The organism is Porphyrobacter sp. ULC335 (assembly GCF_025917005.1).
GTDB lineage: Bacteria > Pseudomonadota > Alphaproteobacteria > Sphingomonadales > Sphingomonadaceae > Erythrobacter.
Genome location: NZ_CP078091.1, coordinates 2,972,688 through 2,997,005, shown reverse-complemented (window position 1 = coordinate 2,997,005; position 24,318 = coordinate 2,972,688). Strand labels below are relative to the sequence as shown.

Below are 24,318 nucleotides of genomic sequence, written 5' to 3'. Positions count from 1 at the left end.
GGGGGGTAAACCTGCGCACTTACCAATCGCGCCAATCGTCGATTTCGGGCACCAGTGCCTTGTGTTTTGCCGCGTGCGCAATTTCTTCCAAAACAGCCATGATGTCTTCGCGCTCTTCGGTCTCGATCACGTTTCCGGCGGCTTCGTCCGCGGCGTTGAACCACTCCATCGTGCGCTTGAGCACCTTGCGGACGTCCGCCTTGCGTGGCTTGTCTCCCAGCGCCTGAATATCGCGGCACGCTGCATGGATCGCTGCACGAGCGTCTTTTGTGAAGTCTTCGGGCGGAAAGGGGGGCGAGGGCGACCAGCGGGCGAAGGGGGTTTCGCCCAGCAGGGTTTCGAGCGTCAGGCCTTTCAGCCTTTCGTTGTAACGCGCTTCTTTTTCCGCCTGCTCTCGCGCCGATTTGGCATCGCGCAAGGTTACTTCTTCCAGCAAGGCCTCGCGGTCATGGGTCCACCGCCATTCGCCCTCCGGGGCATGATTGGCGAATGTCAGCCATGCGGTGCTTGTGCCGAGGTCGCCGCGTAGGATGCTCGCGGCCCGCGCGCGCTCCTCGCCGGTCAATCTGCCATGGCCGAGAAAGCGCGGCTCGGTGAAGGCCTCCGCGATGTCCCACGTCTTTCGATACGCGCCGAAAACGGCTAGCCGCCCAGTGTGCGCGAAACGATGCTCGGTCAGAAGGCCTGCGCGCTCTGCTTGGGCTAGCGAGGGACGGCTCTGCCAGATGCCGTCGAGGATCGCGACGACCACGAGCAGGTCCGACACGCCCAGCACTTTGATCGCGGCATATCGCCCCGTCTCCTGCGGGGAAAAGGTGCAGAAGGGCCGCGTCCGGAAGGCATAGATATGCCCGACCTCGGGATGCGCGGGGATCGCGAGCTCATCCCCTTCCGGCTCTGGTTCTGGTTCTCGCTGCGGCTGCGGCTCAGACCGAGGCTGCGTCGGGTCCTTGCCTTTGCTTAGCCATTTCCTGATGCTGTCGAACACAGGCGCACCTCAATCCAACTTCGGCGGCATCCCCGGCTCGCACCTCGCCATTGCGCGCTGATATGCGGGCCGCGCGCCGATGCGCTTCAGGTAGGCTTGCAGGTTCGGCATCCCGTCAATCGCCATCCCGCTCATCGCCCGCGACGTCGTCAGCTGGAAGCCCATCATGATGTCGGCGGTGGTGAGCTGCGATCCGCCGAAATACTCTGCTTCACCCAGCCGCTTTTCGACGATCGCCCAGCCTTTCGCCACACGGTCGGCGACAAACGGCGGCAGCTCCTTGGCGCCCATGAACTGCGCCACCAGCGCCATCATGCCGTTGGTCATGAAGGTCGCGTTGGCCCAGTGGAGGTAGAACAGGTGGTCGGCGAAATCGGGGTGATCCACGCCCGGCACAAGCGCCGTATCGGGCGCATACTTGGCGATGATGTAGTCCATGATCGCGCCGCTTTCGCCCAGCACCAGATCGCCGTCAGTGATCACCGGGGCGATGCCCATCGGGTGAAGCGCCTTGTATTCATCGGGCGCGAGGCGGTTATCGGTGCGGCGGGTGTAGAGTTTGCACTCGTAATCGATCCCCAGTTCCTCGGCGAGCCAGACGATGCGTTCGGATTGCGACAGGCGCAGGTGGTGGATGGTCAGCATGGTGGGCTCCCGTTTCAGTTTCGCGCCCAGCTTTTGCGCGCGGGTTCGAGAGAGTCGAGAAACTTTTCCGCGCTTTCCAGATATTCGGCCTGCTTCGCCTCGCCCATGCGGTCCCAGGTGGCGAAGATGCGCCCGATCCGGTGATTGCTCTCCAGCCGCGCCCGGTTCGCGTCCATGAAGTGCCAGTAGAGCGGGTTGAAGGGGCAGGCGTTCGGCCCGGTCTTCTGGGCGACCTTGTAGCGGCAGGTTTTGCAGTAGTCGGACATCTTGTTGATGTAGTTGCCGCTGGCCGCATAGGGCTTGGTCGCAAGGCGGCCGCCATCGGCATAGAGCACCATGCCGGCGACATTGGGCAGCTCGACCCACTCGAAGGCATCGGCATAGACGGCGAGATACCAGTCGGCGACCTCTTGCGGGTTGATCCCGGCGGTAAGGCAGAAATTGCCGAGCACCATCAGGCGCTGGATATGGTGGGCGTGGGCATCCTCGCGGGTGGTGCGGATGCAGTCTGACAGGCAGCGCATATCGGTCTTGCCGGTCCAGAAGAATTCGGGGAGCGGGCGTGTGGCGGCGAGTTCGTTCGCCTCGGCCAACCCCGGCATGGTGTACCAGTAGAACCCGCGCACATATTCGCGCCAGCCGATGATCTGGCGGATAAAACCCTCGACCGAGTTCAGCGGCGCGCGGCCTGCGCGATATTCGGCCTCGGCGCGCTGGCACAGCTCCAGCGGGTCGAGCAGCCCGATATTGAGGCTGGTCGAGAGCATCGAGTGGTAGAGATCGTCCGACCCGTGGACCATCGCGTCCTGATAGGGGCCGAACAGGCTGAGGCGGCGGGCGAAGAAGGCCTCGGCGGCTTCCAGAGCCTGTGTGCGGGTGACGGGCCAGCCGAAGGGTTCCAGATCACCGAAGTGATCGGCGAAGCGCTGTCCGACCAGTTCGATCACCTCCTGCGTGATCGCATCGGGGGCGAACTTGGGGGTGGGGCGCGCGCGCAGGTCCTCCTTGGGCGGCTCGCGGTTCTCGCTGTCGAGGTTCCAGACGCCGCTGACGGGCTTTTCGCCCTCCATAAGCAGCCCCGTCTTGCGGCGCATCTCGCGGTAGAAATACTCCATCGTCAGGTGCTTGCGACCGTCCGCGAATTTGCGGAAATCGGCGTGACTGGCGATGAAGCGGGTGTCGGGAAGGATGCTGACCGGGCAGGGGAAGCGGCCCTCCCACTCCTCCATCGCGCGGGCCACGCGCCATTCGCCGCACTCGGTGACGCGCACTTCGGACGGGGCGTGGCGTTCGCAGGCGCGGGCAACCTCGCCGGTGAAACTGCCGGTGTTGGCGGGATCGTCGAGGCGGACGTAATCGACCTGCCAGCCCTCTGCACGCAACTCCTCGGCGAAGTGGCGCATGGCCGCAAAGATCAGCACGATCTTCTGCTTGTGGTGCTTCACATAGGTCGCCTCGTCCCACACCTCCATCATCAGGATGCAGGTTTCGGACGGGGTGAGGCCGTCGAGGCTGGCAAGATTGCGCGAAAGCTGGTCGCCGAGGATCGGCACGAGGATGGGACGGGTCATGCGGAGGTTACGCGGGGCACCCGTCTTTGGTTTCGTCAGACAAAGGAATAGGGGTCAATATCCACGCCCACCCGCACGCCGGGGGCGAAGTTCACGCCTGCGATCCAGTCGCGCAGCACCGCTTGCAGATTGGCGCTGCGCTTGGCGTTCACCAGAAAGCGATAGCGATAGCGCCCGCGCAGCAGGGCGAGCGGGGCGGGGGCGGGGCCGAGGATCTGCACATCCGCGAGGCGCGGGCGCACATCTCCCAGCCGCACCGCCGCCTCGCGCGCTTCCTTTTCGTCCTCGGAAGAGAGGATGATCGCTGCCCAGCGCCCGAATGGCGGCGCGCCGGCATCGCGGCGGCCTTGCGTCTCGGCGGCGTAGAAGGCGTCGCGGTCGCCGTCGGCCAGCGCGGCGATGACGGGGGCATCGGGGTGGCGGGTCTGGATCAGCACCTCGCCCGCCTTGGCTCCGCGCCCGGCACGGCCCGCAACCTGCGCGATCTGCGCATAGGTGCGCTCGCCAGCGCGCAGGTCTCCGCCTTCAAGGCCGAGATCGGCATCGACCACCCCCACCAGCGTGAGTTCCGGGAAGTGGAAGCCCTTGGTGACCAGCTGCGTGCCGATGATGATGTCGATCGCGCGCCCTTCCGCCATGGCGATGAACTCCGCCGCGCGGTCGGGGGTGTTGAGCGTGTCGGACGTTGCCACCACCACCCGCGCGCCGGGGAACAGGTCGGCGACTTCCGCAGCGATACGCTCCACCCCCGGGCCGCAGGCGACGAGGCAGTCGCTCTCGCCGCATTCGGGGCAGGCTTCGGGCACCCGCGTTTCGAACCCGCAATGGTGGCAGGCGAGGCGGGCGGAGAGGCGATGTTCCACCAGCCATGCGCTGCACGAGGGGCATTTGAAGCGGTGTCCGCAATTCCTGCACAGCGTCAGCGGGGCATAGCCGCGGCGGTTGAGGAACAGCAGCGATTGCTCGCCCTTGTCCAACCGGTCGCGCAGGGCATCGACCAGCGGCCCCGCCAGCCAGCGTTGGCTGCCGGGCTTTTCCTCGGTAAGGTTGATGAGCCGCACGCTCGGCAGGCTCGCGCCGCCGAAACGGGCGGGCAGGTCGAGCTTCGTGTAGACGCCGATATCCGCCATGTGCAGGCTTTCCAGCGCGGGCGTGGCGCTGGCGAGGATCACCGGCACCTTTTCGAACCGCGCGCGCATCACCGAAACGTCGCGGGCGTTATACCGCACGCCGTCATCCTGCTTGAAGCTGATCTCGTGGGCTTCATCGACCACGATCAGCCCGAGGTTGGCATAGGGCAGGAACAGCGCCGAACGCGCGCCGACCACCACCTGCGCAGAACCATCCGCAATCGCCCGCCATGCGCGCCGCCGCTCGGTTGATCGCAGCGAGGAATGCCACAGCACCGGCGCCGCGCCGAAACGGGCGGCAAAGCGGGCGAGGAAGTTCTCGGTCAGCGCGATTTCGGGGAGCAGCACCAGCACCTGCCGCCCCAGCCGCAGCGCCTCGGCCACGGGCTCGAAATAGGTTTCGGTCTTGCCCGATCCGGTCACCCCGTCGAGCAGGAAGGGGGCAAAGGCGCGCGCTGTTACGGCATCGACCAGCGTGCCTGCGACCTCGGCCTGCGCTTCCGACAGATCGGGTTGGTGGAAATCGGGATCGGCGGGCGGGTAGGGGCGGTCGATATTGACCGTCACCGGCCCCAGCAACCCCGCGCCCGCCATGCCGCGCAGCACGCCTTCGGATACGCCCGCGATGGCCGCCAGCTCGCGCATCGTGCCCTGTTCGCCCGCGAGCGCCTCCAGCGCGGCCTTGCGCTGCGCGGTGAGGCGGCCCGCAATCTCGGCTCCGGTCAGCCGGTACTCGGTCATTGTCGCCGGACCGCCCAGCGCCCCGCCGCTCGCCAGTGCCATCCGCGCAACGCTGGCGAGGGGCGCGCAGTAATAATCCGCTGTCCACTCGATCAGCCGCCGCAAGGGCGCGGGCAGCGGCGGCACCGGCAGCACCTCCAGGATCGGGCGCAGGCGTTCAAAGGCGATCTCGTCGCCCGGCAAGCGGCCTTCGTCCCACACGATCCCGGTGACCTTGCGCGGCCCCAACGGAGCGACGACCACGCTTCCCGCAGGCGCGCTCACCCCTTCGGGCAGCCGGTAATCCAGCGGGCCGAGCGCGGCGTTGAGGACAAGCAGGCGAATACGGTTCATGTTGGGGTTATATGGAGATCGGCATAGGGCAAGGGCAAGCATGGAGACCCGACAAATGACCGCAATTGTCACCACCCTATCGACCCGCCGCAGCCTGTTGGCCGGAGCAGCGGGGGCAGGCGCGCTGTTGTTGCTGCCCGGATGCGCCAGCATGGGCGGAGGCTTTTCCATGGTCGAGGCCGTGCGCCGCCTGCTGCTGCTCGCTTCCGAAAACGCCTTTGCACGCCTGACCGAGCCGGGCGGTTTCTGGGACGAGCAGGTGGCGCGCATCGGGCTCGATAGTGTGCTGGGTGCGCGCGGCGATGTGCTGTCACGCGTCCTCACTTCGCAGCTGTTCAAGGAGCGGCTGGAAGAACGCTTTGCCGGTTTCGCCATCGATGCCAGCTTCCGCGCTGCGCCGGTGGTGACCGATGCGATCCAGATCATCGGCTTCGAGAATGCGATTGCGCTTGTGCGCGGCGGTCCGGATGCGGCGAGCAGCTACCTGCGCGCGGAAGTCGGCACCGCGCTGCTCGATGCGGTCGTGCCCGAACTGGGCGAGGCGATCCGTGTCAGCCGCGATCCGCTGGTCGGGCAGGCGCTGTCGGCATTGACCGGGGTCGATGTTTCCGGCGTGGCCGACCGGCTGGGCCGCGAGGTCGATGACGCCATCTGGGGCGAAATCGCGCGCGAGGAAGCCGCCATCCGCGCCAACCCCGAGGCGACGCGCGATCCGATGCTGATCGGCGTGTTCGGGCTGGGCAGCCGGGTCTAGCGGGCAGCCAGAACTAGAAGCGGTAGGTTATCACCGCCTGCGGAATATGGCTGGTGCGTGCCGGCTGATCGCCGCGCGGGAAGACCACCATCCAGTAGATCGCGCCGACATCCAGTCGTTCGTTGACGCGGTGGACAAGGCTCGTCTGGAACCGCCACTGTTCGGTCGAGGTTCCTTCGTCGCGGCTGCGCGACTGGACGATGCCGAGCCATTCGACACCGGCCACCGCGCGCCAATCTTTTGCCAGCGGTTGATTGTAGGTGACACGCTGGCGCAGGCGCAGCTCCATCCGGTCAGCACCGTCGAAGAAGCGCTCTTCCAGGCGGGTGCGCGCTTCCACCCGGCCAAGTGTGAACGTGACTTGCTGGTGGGTGCGGATTTCGGTCAGCCCGGCCGTGTCGAACAGCATGATCCCGCCGCCGATGCGGGTTCGATCGGCAACTTGCTGGTCGAGAGCGACGCGGATGGTCTGCTGATCGGCACCCACTTCGTCCGCGCCGCGCCACCTTTGCGTGGCATCGATGGTGAGTGTGGTGTCCTCGCCGATCTTGCCGGTGGCAATGGCGTTGAGCCAGAATTGCGTGTCTTCTTCCCCGGCTTGCGCTTTCGACGGTTGCCAAGCTGCCAGCGTGGCGGCAAGCAGCGTCGCAATTCGCAAAGGCATCCGATTCATGCCCGCCACCTAGGCCCGCCGCATGGTGCTGGCTATCGTATTTCTACTGGAGTGAACCCATGAAATTCTTCGTCGACACCGCCGAGATCGAACCGATCCGCGAACTCGCCGCCACCGGCCTGCTCGACGGGGTGACCACCAACCCCTCGCTGATCGCCAAGTCGGGGCGAGATTTCATGGAAGTGACCAAGGAAATCTGCGCGCTCGTCGATGGTCCGGTCAGCGCCGAAGTGGTCGCGCTCGACCACGCGACCATGATGAAAGAGGCCGAAGTCCTGCGCAGAATCGCGGACAATGTCTGCATCAAGGTGCCGCTGACGGTGGATGGTCTGAAGACCTGCAAGGCGCTGACCAGCGAAGGCACGATGGTCAATGTCACGTTGTGCTTCTCGGCCAATCAGGCGCTGCTGGCGGCCAAGGCGGGGGCGAGCTTCATTTCGCCTTTCGTCGGGCGGCATGATGATAACGGCTTTGACGGGATGGACCTGATCGAGGACATCCGCCTGATCTACGACAACTACAATTTCGCCACTGAAATCCTTGTCGCCAGCGTGCGCCACACCACCCACGTGCTGCAGGCTGCGAAGATCGGTGCCGACGTGATGACCGCGCCGCCCAAGGTCATCCACGACCTTTTCAAGCACGTACTCACCGACAAGGGCATCGAAGGCTTCATGGCCGATTGGGCCAAGACCGGGCAGAGCATCCTCTGACGCTCCGCACTGGCCTGACGTTTTTGCGGCTTTCGCTTGTCATCTTAGTTGCTAAAGAAAACGGATAATGGCCGACCAGTCCCCGCTCGATCTGTTCAAACAGGCGCTCACCGGCGCGTCGCGGGCGATTGCGCGCGATGCGGAGGTCGAGGTTGCGTGGAGCGCGGATGTGCCGGGTGCGGCGGGCAACCGTTTCCGCGTGCCGCTGCCGGGGCGCGATCTTCCCGCCGATCAGGTGACCGAAGCGCGGGGCTTTGCGGATTCGTTCGCGCTGAAGCTGCGCCACCACAATGCCGCGCTGCACGCCAAGTCTGCCCCGCCTGAACCGATCGCGCGCGCCTGTTACGACGCGATCGAGCAGGTGCGGTACGAGGCGCTGGGCGCGAACCGCTTTGGCGGGATCCGAGCCAATCTCGACGCGGCGACCGAAATGCGCACCGCAGGCGACAAGATCGTGCGCGCGCAGAACTCTTCCGAAGTGCCGCTCCAAACCGCGCTCGCCCTGTTGGTGCGCGAGGCGCTGACGGGGGAGGCTATCCCCGCCAAGGCGCAGGGCGGGATCGAGCTGGTGCGCGATTTCCTTGAAGAGAAAGTCGGTAAGGATTTCGGCGCGCTGGCGGAAAAGCTCGCCGATCAGGAGGCGTTCCAGAAGCTCGCGCTCGACATGCTGCGCGAACTCGATCTGACCCGCCCGACCGATAACCCCGACCAGAGCGACACCGACGACGCCGATGATGACGACGCGCCCAGCGACGATGATCAGGGCGAGGACGACAATCAGGGCGAGGGCGATCCGCAGTCCGCCGAAATGGCCGGCGAAATGGCCGAAGGCGAGGGTGACGGCGAGCAATCCTCCGACGCCGAGACCGATAGCGACATGTCCGAAGGCGAACCGGGCGAGGAAGGCGACGCCTCCAACGCCCCCGTACGCCCCAACCGCCCGCAGGCCGAAGTGCCCGCCAGCGTCGACTACAAGGCCTTCACCACGAAGTTCGATGAGGAAGTCGCGGCGCCCGATCTGTGCGATGCCGAAGAACTCGACCGGCTGCGCGCCTATCTCGATAGCCAGCTGACCGGATTGCAGGGCGTGGTGACGCGCCTTGCCAACCGGCTCCAGCGGCGGCTTATGGCGCAGCAGAACCGCAGCTGGGATTTCGACATGGAGGAAGGCGTGCTCGATGCCGCGCGCCTCGCCCGCGTGATCATCTCGCCCGGCACGGCCTTGAGCTACAAGGTCGAACGCGATGTCGAGTTCAAGGACACGGTCGTCACCCTGCTGATCGACAATTCAGGCTCGATGCGCGGACGGCCGATCAGCATTGCTGCGATCAGCGCCGACATTCTCGCGCGCACGCTGGAACGCTGCGGCGTGAAGACCGAGATCCTCGGCTTCACCACCCGCGCATGGAAGGGCGGGCAGAGCCGCGAGGCCTGGCTCGCCGATGGCAAGCCGCAGAACCCGGGCCGCCTCAACGATCTCAGGCATATCATCTACAAGCAGGCCGACGAACCGTGGCGCCGTGCGCGCCGCAATCTCGGCCTGATGATGCGCGAAGGCCTGCTCAAGGAAAACATCGACGGCGAGGCGCTGATCTGGGCGCACAGCCGCCTGCTCTACCGCCCCGAAGAACGCCGCATCCTGATGGTGATTTCCGACGGCGCGCCGGTGGACGATTCGACGCTGTCGGTGAACTCGGCGGGCTATCTCGAGGCGCACCTGCGCAGCGTGATCGAGTGGATCGAGAAGGTCTCCCCCGTCCAGCTGGTCGCCATCGGCATCGGCCACGATGTGACGCGCTATTATCGCCGCGCGGTGACGATCATGGACGTCGAGCAACTCGGCGGGACGATCATGGAGCAGCTCGCGGAGTTGTTTGAAGATGAGAAGGGTGGCGGGAAGCGCTGAACTTCGGCGGCAACGTCTGCCAAAATTCGATCAGGGGCACCTGAAAATCGGTTGACCGAAACCGCAGCTTGCGGAATGTGTCGCGCTCAAGCAAGTTTTAGGGGCGGGTCGCTTGATTTCATCGATTTTCGTGCTGTTTATGCAGCCTGCCGTGTCCACCACGGAACCGGAAGCTGCGGCCGTCGAAGCGGTTGCCGAAACGCCCGCGGCCGAGGTCGCTGTGCAGCCTGAAGGCCTGCTTCTGCCCAGGACAACGCCGCTTATCATCGCGATCGACAAGGAGCTGGGCTCCAAGATCAGCCAGACGGGGGAGACTTTCCCGATCCGCCTGGCGCAGGCAGTGTCTGTCGAAGGGGTCGAGGTGCTGCCCGCCGGGATCACAGGGCAGGGCGAGGTCGTCCACGCCAAGAAGGCCGGACTTGCCGGGGCTGCGGGCGAACTGGTGCTGGCCGCGCGTTATCTCGATCTCAACGGCCGCCGGATCGAGCTGCGCAGTTTCCGCTTCATGGAGGCGGGCGAAACCTCGCTCGGCAAGGGGCAGGATAACACCGGTGTCTCCAGCATGACCACCGCCATCGCCGGACCGATCGGTTTCTTTATCGGCGGCGGGAACACCAATGTCATGCCGGGCACTATTGCCAACGCCAAGACCCGCAACGACGAACTATTCGAGCGCCCCGCGCCGGCCGAGGCCGTGCCGGCTGAGAGTGCTGAACCACAGGTTGAAAACAGGGAGGAACTACCGTGAAGAAACTGCTTGCTGCTGCCATGATCGCCGCTACCGCGCCGATTGCGCTGACCGCCATGGCGCCCGCCGCTTTCGCCGAGGAAAAGGCCGAAGGCGAACTCAAGATCCCGCCGCCGCCGCCCGGCAAGGGGCAAATTCTGTTCTACCGCACCGGCGGCATCAGCGGCGCAGCCCTGGGCTGCGCGGTCTTCGATGTTGGGGCCGAGGACAAGCTCAGCTCGCTGGGGTCGGGCAAGTATTTCATCCTCGTCTCGGACCCGGGCCCGCGCAGCTTCACCGTCAAGTCGCTGGAAACCAAAGATGCCATTACCCTCGAAATCGAGGAAGGTGAGACCCAGTTCGTCCGCTGCAAGATTAAGACCGGCTTCATGTCTGGCCGCGCCGACATCGCGCCCAGCACCGAGACCGAGTTCCGCGCCAAGCACAAGAACCCCAAGCTGGTCGATGCCGAGGACATGTCCGAAGCGGTCAAGGCGACGAACTATCCCTGACGCGGCGCGCTCCGCATAAAGATAAATTGTGGGCCGCTGGCGATTTTGTCGCTTGCGGCCCCTCTCTTTCAGGCTGAAGACCACGCCAATTCGGCCTGCCGTGGCGGGGATCACCGCGAAGGTGCGCCCAGACATGGATTGATCAGAAAGTTACGCAAATGAACGTCACCGAAGCCGTCACCACCCGCCGCTCGATCCGCAACTTTCTCGACAAGCCGGTTGATTTGGAAACCCTCACCCGCGTGATGGACAAGGCGCGCTGGGCGGCTTCGGGCTGCAACTACCAGCCGTGGGAAGCGAGCATTGTCACCGGCCAGCCGCTGAAGGACTTGCAGGCCAAGATGATCGCCGAGGGACCCAAGGCCGCCGAGTATGACTGGGCCGCGCCGGGCACCGAGGAAGCCTACAAGAAGCGGCTCGATGCGGTCTCGGCAGGCATGTTCGGCGCGATGGGCATCGCCCGCGACGACGGTGCGGGGCGCATGGCCGCGATGGCGCGCAACACCACCAGCTTCGATGCGCCCGCGGTGCTGTTCGTCTATTTCCCGCGCCTGATGAAGGAGCCGCAGTGGTCGGACGTCGGCATGTGGCTGCAAACCATCGCCCTGCTGCTGCGCGAGGAAGGGCTGGACAGCTGTTTCCAGGAATACATGGCGATCTTCGCGAACACGATCCGCGACTTCCTCGGCCTTGATCACGAACGCTACATGTTCTTCTGCGGCATGGCGATCGGCTACCGCGATCCCGACGCGCCGCTCAACAATTTCGAGCGCCAGCGCGTGCCGCTGGAGGAACACGTGAAGTTCATCGGGTTCTGACGTTTCGCGTCACCCCGGCGGAAGCCGGGGTCGCTGGCCCAAGGTGCCACCTTCGCCGCGAGCGATCCCGGCTTGCGCCGGGATGACGGAATAGGGCAAAGGCCCCGCCCATGACTGACGCGCCTTTGAAACTGTTCAACTCGCTCACCCGCCAAGCCGAGGTGTTCGAGCCCGTCCACCCGGGCGAGGCGCGCGTCTATACTTGCGGGCCAACGGTCTACAATTACCCGCACATCGGCAACATGCGCGCCTATGTCTTCGCCGATGTGCTGGGGCGCACGCTGAGCTGGAAGGGGCTGAAGCTCACCCACGTGATCAACATCACCGATGTGGGCCACCTGACCGATGATGCCGACGCAGGCGAGGACAAGATGGAGAAGATGGCGGCCGAGCGCGCGCAGTCCATCTGGGACATCGCCGAGCATTACAAGCAGGCCTATTGGGCCGATGTGAAGGCGCTCAACATCCGCCAGCCCGCGCAGTGGACGGTCGCGACCGACTACGTCCCGCAGATGATAGAATTCGCCAAGGGCATTGCGGACAAGCACTGCTATGAGCTGGAGAGCGGGCTCTATTTCGACGTTTCCACTGTGGCGGATTACGGGCGTTTGGCGCGCGCTGTGACCGATGATGGTGAGGGCCGCATCGAGGCGGTCGAGGGCAAGCGCAACGCCGCCGACTTCGCGATCTGGCGCAAGACGCCGGCTGGCGAGACGCGCCAGATGGAATGGGATTCGCCGTGGGGCAAGGGCGCTCCGGGCTGGCATCTCGAATGCTCGGTGATGAGCGGCGAGGTGCTGGGTTTCCCCTTCGACATCCACACCGGCGGGATCGACCATCGCGAAATCCACCACCCCAACGAGATTGCGCAGAACCAGGCGCATTGCTGCACGAATGGCCTCGATGATCCGAGGAATTCGGGCGCGCGGATCTGGATGCACAACAACTTCCTCGTCGAACGATCGGGGAAGATGTCGAAATCGAGCGGCGAGTTCCTGCGGCTGCAATTGCTGATCGACAAGGGGTATCACCCGCTGGCGTACCGGCTGATGTGCTTGCAGGCGCATTATCGGTCTGAGCTGGAGTTCAGCTGGGAAGGCCTCGGCGCGGCGCTGACGCGGTTGAAGCGGATGGTGATGCAGATTGAACGGTTGCGTGCCAGAGCGGAGGCAGAGCCACCGGGCACCGGCGATATGACTATCCGTCAGATCGACGAAGCAATATCCAATGATCTCAATACGCCACGTGTTTTAGAGAATGCTCAGCTTCTTTCTGAAGGGAAGGGCTACGCGTCGGACCGACTTGCCGCCATTTTCCTGTGTGATGAATTGCTGGGCCTCAATCTTGAAACGCTCACCCGCGCCGACCTGCGCATCCGGCCCAAGACCGCCACCATCACCGAGGCCGAAATCGAAGCCGCGCTCGCCCGCCGCAAGGAAGCGCGCGCCGCCAAGGACTTCGCCGCCTCGGACGCGATCCGTGACGAACTCGCAGCCCAAGGAGTTGAGGTGATGGATGGCGATCCGCTCGGCTGGGAGTGGAGGCTTGGCGAATAATCCCGTCTCCCCGGGCTTGACCCGGGGTCCCGCTTTTCTTTGCGCGTCCTCAAGGTAGCGGGGCCCTGGCTCGGAGTCCGGGCAGACGATCTGGACAGGGCAGGGCAACAACGCTAAACCAGTTGCATGATGCAACTTATCCTCTGGCTGATTCTCGCCGCGATCCACGCCATGCCGGCCTTGGCGTTCTTCCAGCCCGAGAAGCTCACCACGCTCTACCGGCTCCAGCCGGACAACCCGCTGTTCCTGCTGATGCATCACCGCGCGGGGCTGTTTGTCGCCGTCTTCGTTGCCTGCATCTTCGCGGCCTTCGTGCCGGAGGGGCGACGGCTTGCGGTGCTGGTCGTGGGCATCAGCATGGTGAGCTTCCTCGTTCTGTACTGGAAGGCCGGATCGCCTGCTCCCTTGGGCAAGATCGCGCAGGTCGACCTTGCCGGGCTGCCTGTTCTGGCAGGGGTGGCGTGGCTCGCTTTCCGGCAGTAACGATCCGGACATGACCATTCTCGCGATCTCCGGCCTGATCCGCCCCATGCTCGAACCGCGCCTGCCTGCGGGCCTTGATGTGCGCTGGTTCATGTCCGCCGAGGAAGCCAAGAGCGCCGTAGCGGACGCCGAAATCGGCTGGTTCGACATGAACGATCAGGCCGCAATGGCTGAAACCCTGCGCGCGGCCAAAAAGCTCAAGTGGCTCAATTCGATCTACGCGGGGCTCGATTTTCTTCCGATGGATGTGCTGATCGAGCGCGGGATCACCGTCACCAACGGGGCGGGGATCAACGCCATCACCATCGCCGAATATGTGGTGATGGGGATGCTCAACATCGCCAAGGGCTACCGCGAGGTGGTGCGCGCGCAGGACCGGCATGAATGGCTGCTCGACAGCCCCGGCAAGCGCGAGCTGGCGGGATCGAAGGCGCTGCTGCTCGGCTACGGCGCGATCGGCAAGCTGATCGAGCCGCGTCTTGCCGCCTTCGATGTCGATGTGAGCGTGGTGCGCCGCTCGCCGGGCGAAAACACCCTGGGCCCCGACGAATGGCGCGCGCGGCTGGGCGAGTTCGACTGGATCATCCTCGCTGTCCCTGCCACCCCCGAAACCGAGGGCATGATCGGCGCAGGCGAGCTGGCGGCGATGAAATCCGACGCGGTGATCGTCAACATCGCGCGCGGCTCCGTGATCGATCAGCCCGCGCTGATCGAAGCGCTAACGAACAAGGCCATCGGCGGCGCGTTCCTTGATGTGACCACACCCGAGCCGCTGCCCGCCGACCATCCGCTATGGTCGCTGCCCAATGCGCATATCTCGATGCACCTGTCGGGCCGCGCGCAGGACAAGATGTTCGTGCGCTCTGCAAACCGCTTTCTCGAAAACCTCGGCAGATATTTGCGCGGAGAGCCTGTCGCGCCGGTGTTTGACCCGCGTCTGGGGTATTGATCCCGCCCGCAGCGCGGCTTGGCGCTTTTCTGCAATACAAGGCGGCTATTGCGGTCCATCACCAAGCGCCAGCCGGAGGGCTGCGCGCAGCAATGGGGGGATTGCAGACATGAGCGAGACACAGAAGGCTTCCGATCTGTTCATCGAGTGCCTCGAGGCCGAGGGCGTCGAGTACATCTTCGGCGTGCCGGGGGAGGAGAACCTCGATTTCCTCGAAAGCCTGTCGAAGTCCGGCAAGATCAAGTTGATCCTGACCCGGCATGAACAGGGCGCAGGCTTCATGGCCGCGACCTATGGCCGGCACACCGGCAAGACCGGCGTGTTTCTGGCCACGCTCGGCCCGGGGGCGACCAATATGGTGACCGCGGTGGCCTATTCGCAGCTTGGCGGGATGCCGACGCTGGCGATCACCGGGCAGAAGCCGATCAAGAAATCGAAACAGGGCCGCTTCCAGATCCTCGATGTCGTGGCGATGATGAGCCCGATCACCAAATACGCGCACCAGCTGGCCAGCGCCGACAACATCCCCAGCCGCGTGCGCGAGGCGATCCGGCTGGCCGAGGAGGAAAAGCCGGGCGCGGTGCATCTCGAATTCCCCGAGGATATTGCCGAGGAGCAGACCTCCAGCCGCCCGATCCCCGCCAGCCTTGCCCGCAGGCCCAGCGCCGAGGAAAAGGCAGTGCGTCAGGCGGTGCTGGCGATCGAAGGCGCGAAGGCTCCGATCCTCGTCATCGGCGCGGGCGCGAACCGCAAGATGACCGGTCGGATGCTGCGCCAGCTGATCGACAAGACCGGCATTCCCTTCGTCACCACCCAGATGGGCAAGGGCGTGGTCGATGAACGCCACCCGCTGTTCCTCGGCTGCGCGGCGCTTTCGGCGGGAGACTTCGTCCACCGCGCGATTCAGGACGCGGATTGCATCGTCAATATCGGCCACGATGTGATCGAAAAGCCGCCCTTCTTCATGCACGCGGACGGGCCGACGGTGATCCACGTCTCGACCCGCACGGCCGAGGTCGATCCGGTTTACTTCCCGCACATCGAAGTGATCGGCGACATTTCCAACGCGATCTACCAGATCAAGGAGGACATCGTCCCGCAAGGCCGCTGGGATGTGCGCCGGATGCTCGAATACCGCGCCGCCGAAGTCGCGCACACCGCGCCGCTCGCCGCAGACACGCGCTTCCCGATTTTCCCGCCGCATCTGGTGGCACAGGTGAGGGGGGCGATGCCGGAGGACGGGATCATCTGCCTCGACAACGGGGTGTACAAGATCTGGTTCGCGCGCGGTTACAGCGCCTACCTGCCCAACACCGTGCTGCTGGATAACGCGCTGGCGACGATGGGCGCAGGCCTGCCGAGCGCGATGATGAGTTCGATGCTCTATCCGGATCGCAAGGTGATGGCGATCTGCGGCGATGGCGGCTTCATGATGAATTCGCAGGAGATGGAGACCGCGGTGCGCCTCGGCCTCAATCTCACCGTGCTGATCCTGCGCGACGATGCCTACGGGATGATCCGCTGGAAGCAGGCCAACATGGGCTTTGCCGATTTCGGCCTGACCTATGGCAACCCCGACTTCGTGAAATATGCCGAAAGCTACGGCGCGATCGGGCATCGGGTAACGTCGAGTGAACATCTCACCGACCTGCTGGCTCATTGCCTCGCCACGCCGGGGGTGCATCTGATCGATTGCCCGGTCGACTATACCGAGAACGACCAGATCCTGAACCACGATATCAAGCGGCTGAGCAAGGAGTTGTAGACCCATTTCGCAGACGCTTGTCATCCCCGCGAAAGCGGGGACCCAGGGGCGGCCATGGATAAGACCTATCACGTCTACATCCTCGCGAGCGGTCGCAACGGAACGCTGTATATTGGCGTGACAGGGGACCTCGCTGCACGGATCTGGCAACACAGAACGGGAGCCACAGAAGGATTTACCAAGCGCTACGGCGTGCACCGTCTTGTGCATGTGGAAGCGTTCGGTGACGTGAATGAAGCGATCCTGCGGGAGAAGCGGATCAAGAAATGGCGGCGGGCGTGGAAGCTCGAATTGATCGAGCGGGACAACCCGCAATGGCTCGATCTCTACGACCGGATCAACGCCTGAGACTTGCCGCTCTGGGTCCCCGCTTTCGCGGGGATGACACAGTTGGAGACATCGCGTGAAACTCAAATCCACCTACCCTCTCTACCTCAACAACAAGGCGGTGCAGCCCAACACCGATTTGGAGGTCACGGACAAATACACCGGCGAGGTCGCCTTCCGCACCGCGCTGGCCACGCCCGATGTGATCGAGGAAGCCATCGCCGGGGCCGTGCGTGCGGCCGAGCCGATGGCGCGGCTCGCGAGCTTCGAGAAGCAGGGCGTGCTGATGCACTGCGTCGCGCGGTTCAAGGAACGGTTTGACGAACTCGCCTATGCGCTGTGCGTGGAAGCGGGCAAGCCGATCAAGGATGCCGAGGGCGAGGTCACCCGCCTGATCGACACCTTCCGCATCGCCGCCGAGGAATCGGTGAGGAACTACGGCGAAGTCCAGCCGCTCGACATTTCGGCGCGGGCCAAGGGCTACATGGGCATGTGGAGGCGCGTGCCGATCGGGCCGTGCAGCTTCATCTCGCCGTTCAACTTCCCCCTCAACCTCGCCGCGCACAAGATTGCGCCCGCCATCGCGGTCGGCTGCCCCTTTGTGATGAAGCCTGCCAGCAAGACGCCGCTGGGCGCGATCATCATGGGCGAGGTGCTGGCCGAATGCGACATCCTGCCCGAGGGCGCGTTCAGCATCCTCCCTGCCAGCCGCGACGGGGCCGATCTGTTCACCGAGGATGAGCGGCTGAAGCTGCTGAGCTTCACCGGATCGCCCGGCGTCGGCTGGGACCTGAAGGCCAAGGCGGGCAAGAAGAAGGTCGTGCTCGAACTCGGCGGCAATGCCGCGGTGATTATCGATCGCGACGCCGATCTGGCCGACGCCTTGGAGCGGGTGATCTTCGGCGCCTTCTACCAGTCGGGCCAGTCCTGCATCGGGGTGCAGCGCATCCTGATCCACGACGAGGTTTACGACCGCTTCAAGGCGATGCTGGTCGAGCGCGCAGGCAAGCTTGTCGCGGGCGATCCCAAGGACCGCAACACCTTCATCGGGCCGATGATCTCGGACGGCGAGGCCAAGCGGTTGAAGGGCTGGATCGACGAGGCGGTTGCAGCGGGCGCGACCCTGCTGTGCGGCGGCGGCCTGTCGCGCGGCAATATGCTGGAAGCGACGCTGCTCGAAGGCGTGCCCGATGACGCCAAGGCCAAGAACGAGGAAGCCTTCGGCCCGCTCGCCATCCTGCAACGCTTCACGCATTTCGACGCGGCGCTGGAGGAGGTGAACAACTCCAAGTTCGGCCTGCAGGCGGGCATCTTCACCCGCGACCTGTTCCAGATGTTCGACGCGTGGGACCGGCTCGAAGTCGGCGGTGTCGTCATCAACGACGTGCCGAGCTACCGCGTCGACAACATGCCCTACGGCGGCGTGAAGGATTCAGGCCTGGGCCGCGAAGGAATCCGTTTCGCGATGGAGGACATGAGCGAGATAAGGAATCTGGTGGTGCGGCGGGTTTAGCTCCCCCTCCTCTTCAGAGGAGGGGCGCGAGACTTGGTGAGCGCAGCGAGCCTAGTCGCAGCGGGGTGGTGTATGCTGTGCGCTCGCTGCGCTCGCCACCACCCCCAACCCCCTCCTCTGAAAAGGAGGGGGCTAGAAGATCACCCCTCCTCCAGCAACAACAACACCGCCGTCACCTCCAGCCGCTCCATCGCGCCGAAGCGGTGGTCGACCTTGGTGATGGTGGCATCGGCGACCAGCTGGCCGGGCAGGGCGAATTCGTGATCGGGCAAGCGCTCGATCAGCTCTTCGCCCGCCGCGACCGCGTCCGGCCCGCAGAATTCCAGCACCATTTCATGCCGCGTGCCTGCGAAGGTGATCGACGCCCAGGCTTTCTCCTCGTGGGACAGCACCGTGCCCGCGCCGCCGGTCAGCTGCATCAATGCGGCCCGGATCCTGTCCGCGAGCGAACGGCGCGGGCGCAGGGCGGCGACGGATTTGACCTCGATGGAATCGAAATCGGCGAAGATATGCGCGAAGGGATCGCGCAGGCTTTCGGTCAGCATCATGCGGCTTCCTTCACAAGTTCGGCGGTGCAGGCGGCATAGCCTTGCATCCAGGCGCGGGTGCGCAATTCGGTATCGGGGCGGGGGATGCGACCCATCCGCAGATCGAGCACGAAGCGCGGATCATGGGCAGCGAGCCGCCCGAATTTGGTGGCGGGCATGGCGTGGGCCCTGAGGAAGGTTTCGATGGTCCGAAGCAGCATGGTTTGCGTCCCTGTTGATTGCTGATCTGGGTTATTGCGCATCGACGAATCACTCGATGTTCCTGTTTTGTCTCAAAACATTTCCTACTTGTCTAGGAAAAATCCTTCGTGTAGGAAGTTCCCATGAAGGAAACCCAACAGATTCCCGCCGAAACACCCTCCGGCCCGCGGGCGCGTTTGCTGGAATTGTCGCAGGTACGGGGCGTCAGCCTGGCCGCGCTCTCCGAATTGCTCGGGCGTAATCCGTCCTATCTCCAGCAATTCATTCGCAAAGGCTCACCCCGCAAGCTTGAGGAGCAGGACCGTGCCACGCTTGCGCGCTTTCTCGGCGTCGGAGAGGAGGAATTGCGCGAGGCGCAGGAAAATTCCTATACAAAGGCCGGCAGGACGCGCGATGCAGGTGACTGGGTGGATGTGCCGCGGCTTGATGTCGGCGCGTCAGCCGGGCCGGGCAGGGTGCCGGGCAGCGAAGCCGCCTTCGACACCTTCCGCTTCTCGCGCCGCTGGCTGGCGGAACAGGGGCTGGAGCGCGCGCAGCTATCAGCGATCACGGTCGAGGGGGATTCGATGGAGCCGCTGCTCAACAATGGCGACGAAATCCTCATCGATTGCAGCCCGCGCCCGTTCCGCGACGGCATCCACGTGGTGCGGCTGGGCGAGACGCTGATGGTGAAGCGCGTCGCCAGCGCGGGGCCGGGGCGGGTGGCGCTGCTCTCGCAGAATTTCGCCTACCCGCCTGTGGAGGTCGCGGTGGATGAGGTGACGATTATCGGGCGGGTTGTGTGGAAGGGGGGGCGGGTGTGATGGCGTGGGACACCACAGCGAGCGAGCTTGCTACGATCCTTCGGGAACGTGCGGGGGAACTCAGTCAGCGGCTGGGAGGGCGCGAAGGCACTTTCACGCTGCAAAACGGCCCGATCCCGTCAGTCCACGTGCACTGCGAGGACGTGACAGTGCGGTGCCATGTTGATCGGTGCGGCAATCTCGAATGGACCATCGATTTTCCGTGCGGGCTATTTGGCACACCGCGAAAGGGGGTCTGCGAAACCCATACAGATCTGCTCTTCGAGACTCTCAAATATGGCTTCGGGCTTGAGCCGCCAATTGCGACGCCGTTGACCAGAAAGAATGGCGTTGTCGTCGATGCGATGGATCGGCAGTTCACCGTCTTGTTCGAGGAGCTGGAATTCCTGACTACCCACCTGTTGTTCGAGCCGTCTAGGCGGGATCTGGCTGCGGCCTACTTGGCGGGCTGCACCAGTGGCTACAACAGTTGGCTTGCGAATGGGGCGTCCGACTGACTTGAAAGATGCCGGTGCGACTGTCATCTCCGGCGCATGACCGACACACCCAAGCCCACGCCCCCCATGCGCGCCGCGATCATCCCGGTGACGCCGCTCCAGCAGAACTGCTCGCTGATCTGGTGCACCAAGACCATGAAGGGCGCGCTGGTCGATCCCGGCGGGGATCTCGACAAGCTGAAAGAGGGCGTCGCCAAGGCGGGCGTTACGCTGGAGAAGATCCTCGTTACCCACGGGCATCTCGACCATTGCGGGCAGGCGGGGATGCTGGCCGACGAACTGGGCCTCGACATCGAAGGCCCGCATGAGGACGACCTCTTCTGGATCGACCAGTTGGATGACGACGGCCCGCGCTGGGGGATGGTGGCGAAAAGCTTCACCCCGACCCGCTGGCTCAAGCATGGCGACACGGTGACGGTGGGCGAATTGACGCTCGACGTGATCCACTGCCCCGGCCACACGCCGGGCCACGTGGTGTTCTTCCACGAACCCAGCCGCTTCGCGATTGTCGGCGATGTGCTGTTCCAGGGCTCGATCGGCCGCACCGATTTCCCGCGCGGCAATCATCAGGACCTGATCGATTCGATCACCCAGCGCCTCTGGCCCTTGGGCGAGGACGTGATGTTCATCCCCGGCCACGGCCCGACGAGCACCTTCGGGCGTGAACGCAAGACCAACGCCTTCGTCAGCGATTACGCGCTGAGCTGAAGCCGCCGATGGAAGGCCGGGTCATCGCCGTCGCGCGGGATGGCGCCCACCGTTTCTCGAAGGAGGTGGTGGAGGCGATCACCATCATCACCGGTCTGGGGGTCAAGGGCGATGCCCATGCGGGGACCACGGTCAAGCACCGCTCGCGGGTGAAGGTCGATCCCACTCAGCCCAATCTGCGGCAGGTTCATCTGATCCACGCCGAACTGTTCGACGAAGTGGCGGCGAAGGGTTTCACCGTCGCCCCCGCCGATCTTGGCGAGAATATCACCACGCAGGGGATCGACCTGCTCGCCCTGCCGCGCGGCACGGTGCTGGCGGTGGGCGAGAGCGTGCGGCTGGAAGTGACAGGCCTGCGCAATCCCTGCGCCCAGATCGAAACATTTCAGCCCGGCCTGCTCGGTGCTGTGCTGGACAAGGCGCCCGATGGCACGCTGATCCGCAAGTCCGGGATCATGAGCATCGTGCTGGCGGGCGGGGCAGTGCAGGCTGGCGACGCGATCAGAGTGGAACTGCCCGCGCCGCCGTTTCTCCCACTGGAACGGGTCTAAAGCACCCCCGCAGCCACCAGCGCCGCCACGACCGCCAGGCCGAGCTGCACCAGCATCGTGGTCAGCGTCCCGATCATCCGGCCGACTTGCGCCTTGCCGCCGTCCATGCCGAAGCCGTGCGCGATCCGGCTGAGGAAATAGGCTGCTGCGACATAGGCCAGCCACCAGCTTCCCGCGCCCGCCAGTTCGATCGCTGCGATCAGGACCAGCACGAAGGCGGTGTTCTCGACATAGTTCAATTGCGCGCGCATCCGGCGCTGGAGTGCCTCGCTCCCGCCGTCGCCTACGCTGATCTGGAGCGCGGTGCGCAGTGCGCCGATGCGAATCCCCAGCCAGATGTTGAGCACGGCGGCAGCCGCCGCGGCGGCGAGCGTTACAGGAAGCACGTTCATGGATGAGATCCCCTCGATAATGTGGCCCTGTGCTAGGGCGCACGCACGCGGGTTGCAACGCGCGAATTTTCCGGTATAGCGCGCGCCTTCCCGCCGCTGCTGGCCAAGGAATGCGCGCACCTGCTGCTGCTTGTGCGCCGCTCTTCCTTGCCGTAAGGGCGGCCTTCGAGAATCACGCCTTCGCTCAGCACAGTGCCGGTGGCGCGAACTAATGTATTTATTTGAGGAAATGGTGCCACCATGGCTGTCCCCAAGAGAAAAACTTCGCCCTCACGTCGCGGCATGCGTCGTTCGCACGATGCGCTGAAGGTTGAAGCCTTCGGTGAATGCCCGAACTGCGGTGAGCTGAAGCGCCCGCACAACATCTGCGGCCACTGCGGCCACTACAACGGGCGTCAGGTCGTCGCCGTCGGCTGATTGCCGGTGGCCTTCACCTTAGACCGGAGTAACGCACGATGAGCCTCCCGCGTATCGCTGTCGATGCGATGGGCGGCGATGAAGGCGTGCGCGTCATGGTCGAAGGCGCAGCGCTTGCTCGCCGTGATCACGACAAGTTCAAGTTCCTCCTCGTGGGGGACGGGAAGCGGATCGAAGCCGCATTGGAGAGCCACCCGAACCTGCGGGCGGCCTCCGAAATCCTGCATTGCGATGATGTGGTGGGCGGCGACGAGCTGCCCAGCAAGGCGATCCGCCGCGCCAAGACCACGTCGATGGGCCTCGCCGTCAATGCGGTGAAGACTGGCGACGCCGGCGCCGCGGTCAGCGCGGGCAACACCGGCGCGCTGATGGCGATGAGCAAACTCGCGCTGCGCACCATGCCGGGCATTGATCGTCCCGCGCTCGCCGCGATCATGCCGACCTTGCAGGCGCATGATGTGGTGATGCTCGATCTGGGCGCCAACACCGAAGCCGATGCCCGCAACCTCGTGCAATACGCAGTGATGGGTGCGGCCTATTCGCGGATCGTCAACGGCTTCGACAAGCCGGTCGTCCGCCTGCTCAACATCGGCACCGAAGAAATCAAGGGCACCGAAGAGCTGCGCGATGCCGCAGCCATGCTCACCGCCGCCTGCGCCAATGGCGGGTTGGAGCTCCAGTTCGATGGCTTCGTCGAAAGCGACAAGATCAACCGCGGCGAGACCCATGTGGTCGTGACCGATGGCTTCTCTGGCAATATCGCGTTGAAGGCGATCGAAGGCTCGGCGCGCTTCGTCACCGATCTGCTGCGGCAGGCCTTCACGTCGTCGCTGCGTTCCAAGATCGGCTTTCTGGTCTCGCGCCCGGCGACCGAGCTGCTCAAGCATCACCTCGATCCTAACAACCACAATGGCGCGGTGTTCCTCGGCCTCAACGGTGTGGTGGTGAAGAGCCACGGCAGCGCCAATGCCAAGGGCGTGGCCCACGCCGTCGCCGTCACCGCCCGCCTGCTCGAAAACAAGCTGACCGAGCGGATCGCGCTGGATCTTTCGCGGCTGGGTGAGGGCGCGCTGCGTCAGAACGGCCGCACGTCCACCGCCAATGACAGCGAGAAACCTGCGTGAGCGGTTCGCGTCTGCTCGGAACGGGTTCGGCGCTCCCCCGCCGGATCGTGACCAATGCCGAACTTGCGGAGCGGGTCGACACGTCCGACGAATGGATCGTCGCGCGCACCGGCATCCGGCAGCGCCATATTGCGGAACCCGACGAGACCACCTCCACCCTCGCCATTGCCGCGGCCCGCGCCGCGCTGGCGGATGCCGGGGTCGAGGCATCGAGCATCGGTCTGATCATTCTCGCCACGGCGACGCCCGACAACACCTTTCCCGCGACTGCCACCAAGGTGCAGGCCGCGCTGGGCTGCAATGGCGGGATCGCTTTTGATGTCGGGGCGGTGTGTTCCGGCTTCCTTTATGCTCTGGCAGTCGCCGATTCGCTGCTGACCACCGGCATGGCAAAGCGCGCGCTGGTGATCGGCGCGGAAACCTTTAGCCGCATTCTCGATTGGGAAGACCGCACCACCTGCGTGCTGTTCGGCGACGGGGCAGGGGCCGTGGTGCTTGAAGCGCCCTCTGCCGAAAACGCGGGGCCGGACGCTCCCGGCATCCTCGGCACACGGCTCCACGCGGATGGCGATCAGCACGATCTGCTCTATGTCGATGGCGGGCCGTCGAGCACGCAAACGGTCGGCCATGTGCGCATGAGAGGGCCGGAAGTGTTCCGCCACGCGGTGGTGAACCTATCCGATGTCCTCAAGGAAGTCCTTGAAAATACAGGGTTAAAATCCGAGGATCTCGATTGGGTCGTGCCGCATCAGGCCAATGCCCGCATTCTTGACGCGACCGCGCGCAAGCTTGGCATTTCGCCCGACAAGGTGGTGGTCACGGTGGACCGCCATGCCAACACCTCGGCCGCTTCGGTGCCGCTCGCGCTCGATGTGGCGCGCAAGGACGGGCGGATCAAGGCCGGCGATCTGGTCATGCTGGAGGCGATGGGCGGCGGATTTACCTGGGGTGCCAGCCTGATCCGGATGTGACG

General features: G+C 64.7%; 27 protein-coding genes. 19 read left to right on the top strand and 8 right to left on the bottom strand.

Annotated elements, in window-relative coordinates:
• Window positions 1–19: 19 nt before the first annotated feature.
• The 4 genes from KVF90_RS14400 to KVF90_RS14385 are packed head-to-tail and all read right to left on the bottom strand — an operon-like array spanning window position 20 to window position 5,408.
• Window positions 20–988: a hypothetical protein gene (locus KVF90_RS14400; protein WP_264392262.1), complete on the bottom strand. Its 969-nt coding sequence runs from the start codon at window positions 986–988 to the stop codon at window positions 20–22.
• A 9-nt stretch (window positions 989–997) separates the two neighbouring features.
• Complete coding sequence (locus tag KVF90_RS14395; RefSeq protein WP_264392261.1) at window positions 998–1,633, bottom strand: glutathione S-transferase family protein; 636 nt, start codon at window positions 1,631–1,633, stop codon at window positions 998–1,000.
• A gap of 14 nt (window positions 1,634–1,647) precedes the next feature.
• Complete coding sequence (locus KVF90_RS14390) at window positions 1,648–3,204, bottom strand: cryptochrome/photolyase family protein (protein ID WP_264392260.1); 1,557 nt, start codon at window positions 3,202–3,204, stop codon at window positions 1,648–1,650.
• A gap of 35 nt (window positions 3,205–3,239) precedes the next feature.
• Entirely contained in the window at window positions 3,240–5,408 is a 2,169-nt protein-coding gene (locus KVF90_RS14385; RefSeq protein WP_264392259.1) for a primosomal protein N', read from the bottom strand.
• A 55-nt stretch (window positions 5,409–5,463) separates the two neighbouring features.
• Here KVF90_RS14385 and KVF90_RS14380 point away from each other — a divergent pair, with 55 nt between their 5' ends.
• Complete coding sequence (locus tag KVF90_RS14380) at window positions 5,464–6,162, top strand: DUF4197 domain-containing protein (RefSeq protein WP_264392258.1); 699 nt, start codon at window positions 5,464–5,466, stop codon at window positions 6,160–6,162.
• A 13-nt stretch (window positions 6,163–6,175) separates the two neighbouring features.
• Here the strand turns inward: KVF90_RS14380 and KVF90_RS14375 are convergent, their stop codons facing one another.
• The gene (locus KVF90_RS14375) at window positions 6,176–6,835 is read right to left on the bottom strand and encodes a DUF2490 domain-containing protein (protein ID WP_264392257.1); all 660 of its coding nucleotides are present in this window, start codon (window positions 6,833–6,835) and stop codon (window positions 6,176–6,178) included.
• A 59-nt stretch (window positions 6,836–6,894) separates the two neighbouring features.
• Between KVF90_RS14375 and fsa the strand changes: the two genes are divergently transcribed.
• From fsa to KVF90_RS14320, 11 genes are all read left to right on the top strand, one after another.
• Window positions 6,895–7,548 (top strand): fructose-6-phosphate aldolase, encoded by a 654-nt coding sequence (gene fsa, locus KVF90_RS14370; RefSeq protein WP_264392256.1) that lies wholly within the window; start codon window positions 6,895–6,897, stop codon window positions 7,546–7,548.
• Window positions 7,549–7,615: 67 nt separating this feature from the next.
• Window positions 7,616–9,454 carry a cobaltochelatase subunit CobT gene (gene cobT / locus KVF90_RS14365; protein ID WP_264392255.1) on the top strand — a complete coding sequence of 613 codons (1,839 nt, stop codon included), beginning with the start codon at window positions 7,616–7,618 and terminating at the stop codon, window positions 9,452–9,454.
• Window positions 9,455–9,566: 112 nt separating this feature from the next.
• Window positions 9,567–10,202 carry a hypothetical protein gene (locus KVF90_RS14360; protein WP_264392254.1) on the top strand — a complete coding sequence of 212 codons (636 nt, stop codon included), beginning with the start codon at window positions 9,567–9,569 and terminating at the stop codon, window positions 10,200–10,202.
• Window positions 10,199–10,693 carry a DUF2846 domain-containing protein gene (locus KVF90_RS14355; RefSeq protein ID WP_264392253.1) on the top strand — a complete coding sequence of 165 codons (495 nt, stop codon included), beginning with the start codon at window positions 10,199–10,201 and terminating at the stop codon, window positions 10,691–10,693. Before KVF90_RS14360 ends, KVF90_RS14355 begins: the two co-directional genes overlap by 4 nt.
• A 158-nt stretch (window positions 10,694–10,851) precedes the next feature.
• Window positions 10,852–11,511, top strand: a complete 660-nt coding sequence (locus KVF90_RS14350; protein ID WP_264392252.1) for a nitroreductase — start codon at window positions 10,852–10,854, stop codon at window positions 11,509–11,511.
• Between the two features lie 110 nt (window positions 11,512–11,621).
• Entirely contained in the window at window positions 11,622–13,067 is a 1,446-nt protein-coding gene (cysS, locus tag KVF90_RS14345; RefSeq protein WP_264392251.1) for a cysteine--tRNA ligase, read from the top strand.
• A gap of 126 nt (window positions 13,068–13,193) precedes the next feature.
• Complete coding sequence (locus tag KVF90_RS14340; RefSeq protein WP_264392250.1) at window positions 13,194–13,550, top strand: hypothetical protein; 357 nt, start codon at window positions 13,194–13,196, stop codon at window positions 13,548–13,550.
• Between the two features lie 10 nt (window positions 13,551–13,560).
• Window positions 13,561–14,499: a D-2-hydroxyacid dehydrogenase gene (locus KVF90_RS14335; protein ID WP_264392249.1), complete on the top strand. Its 939-nt coding sequence runs from the start codon at window positions 13,561–13,563 to the stop codon at window positions 14,497–14,499.
• A gap of 109 nt (window positions 14,500–14,608) precedes the next feature.
• Window positions 14,609–16,264 carry an acetolactate synthase large subunit gene (locus tag KVF90_RS14330; RefSeq protein ID WP_264392248.1) on the top strand — a complete coding sequence of 552 codons (1,656 nt, stop codon included), beginning with the start codon at window positions 14,609–14,611 and terminating at the stop codon, window positions 16,262–16,264.
• Between the two features lie 54 nt (window positions 16,265–16,318).
• Window positions 16,319–16,612, top strand: coding sequence for a GIY-YIG nuclease family protein (locus tag KVF90_RS14325; RefSeq protein WP_264392247.1), 294 nt, complete (start codon window positions 16,319–16,321; stop codon window positions 16,610–16,612).
• 55 nt (window positions 16,613–16,667) lie between these two features.
• Window positions 16,668–18,104, top strand: coding sequence for an aldehyde dehydrogenase family protein (locus KVF90_RS14320; RefSeq protein ID WP_264392246.1), 1,437 nt, complete (start codon window positions 16,668–16,670; stop codon window positions 18,102–18,104).
• A 140-nt stretch (window positions 18,105–18,244) separates the two neighbouring features.
• Here the strand turns inward: KVF90_RS14320 and KVF90_RS14315 are convergent, their stop codons facing one another.
• Together KVF90_RS14315 and KVF90_RS14310 are read right to left on the bottom strand one after the other, a co-directional pair.
• The gene (locus KVF90_RS14315; protein ID WP_264392245.1) at window positions 18,245–18,652 is read right to left on the bottom strand and encodes a hypothetical protein; all 408 of its coding nucleotides are present in this window, start codon (window positions 18,650–18,652) and stop codon (window positions 18,245–18,247) included.
• Entirely contained in the window at window positions 18,649–18,852 is a 204-nt protein-coding gene (locus tag KVF90_RS14310) for a hypothetical protein (RefSeq protein WP_264392244.1), read from the bottom strand. Before KVF90_RS14310 ends, KVF90_RS14315 begins: the two co-directional genes overlap by 4 nt.
• Before the next feature lie 123 nt (window positions 18,853–18,975).
• Between KVF90_RS14310 and KVF90_RS14305 the strand changes: the two genes are divergently transcribed.
• From KVF90_RS14305 to KVF90_RS14290, 4 genes are all read left to right on the top strand, one after another.
• On the top strand, window positions 18,976–19,656 hold the full coding sequence (locus tag KVF90_RS14305; RefSeq protein WP_264392243.1) for a S24 family peptidase: 681 nt from the start codon (window positions 18,976–18,978) through the stop codon (window positions 19,654–19,656).
• A complete protein-coding gene (locus KVF90_RS14300) occupies window positions 19,656–20,153 on the top strand; it encodes a hypothetical protein (protein WP_264392242.1) in 498 nt (165 codons plus the stop codon). The genes KVF90_RS14305 and KVF90_RS14300 overlap by 1 nt, the downstream gene beginning before the upstream one ends.
• 66 nt (window positions 20,154–20,219) lie before the next feature.
• The gene (locus tag KVF90_RS14295) at window positions 20,220–20,861 is read left to right on the top strand and encodes an MBL fold metallo-hydrolase (RefSeq protein ID WP_264394528.1); all 642 of its coding nucleotides are present in this window, start codon (window positions 20,220–20,222) and stop codon (window positions 20,859–20,861) included.
• Window positions 20,862–20,869: 8 nt separating this feature from the next.
• On the top strand, window positions 20,870–21,412 hold the full coding sequence (locus tag KVF90_RS14290) for an MOSC domain-containing protein (RefSeq protein ID WP_264392241.1): 543 nt from the start codon (window positions 20,870–20,872) through the stop codon (window positions 21,410–21,412).
• Here KVF90_RS14290 and KVF90_RS14285 read toward each other — a convergent pair.
• The gene (locus KVF90_RS14285; protein ID WP_264392240.1) at window positions 21,409–21,804 is read right to left on the bottom strand and encodes an MAPEG family protein; all 396 of its coding nucleotides are present in this window, start codon (window positions 21,802–21,804) and stop codon (window positions 21,409–21,411) included. The genes KVF90_RS14290 and KVF90_RS14285 overlap by 4 nt on opposite strands.
• A gap of 240 nt (window positions 21,805–22,044) precedes the next feature.
• On the opposite strand from KVF90_RS14285, the gene rpmF reads away from it, so the two are divergent.
• Genes rpmF through KVF90_RS14270 form a run of 3 tightly spaced genes read left to right on the top strand, consistent with a single transcriptional unit; the run spans window position 22,045 to window position 24,316 of the window.
• Window positions 22,045–22,221: a 50S ribosomal protein L32 gene (gene rpmF / locus KVF90_RS14280; protein ID WP_264392239.1), complete on the top strand. Its 177-nt coding sequence runs from the start codon at window positions 22,045–22,047 to the stop codon at window positions 22,219–22,221.
• Between the two features lie 38 nt (window positions 22,222–22,259).
• Window positions 22,260–23,345: a phosphate acyltransferase PlsX gene (gene plsX, locus KVF90_RS14275; protein WP_264392238.1), complete on the top strand. Its 1,086-nt coding sequence runs from the start codon at window positions 22,260–22,262 to the stop codon at window positions 23,343–23,345.
• On the top strand, window positions 23,342–24,316 hold the full coding sequence (locus KVF90_RS14270) for a beta-ketoacyl-ACP synthase III (RefSeq protein ID WP_264392237.1): 975 nt from the start codon (window positions 23,342–23,344) through the stop codon (window positions 24,314–24,316). The genes plsX and KVF90_RS14270 overlap by 4 nt, the downstream gene beginning before the upstream one ends.
• Window positions 24,317–24,318 lie beyond the last annotated feature (2 nt).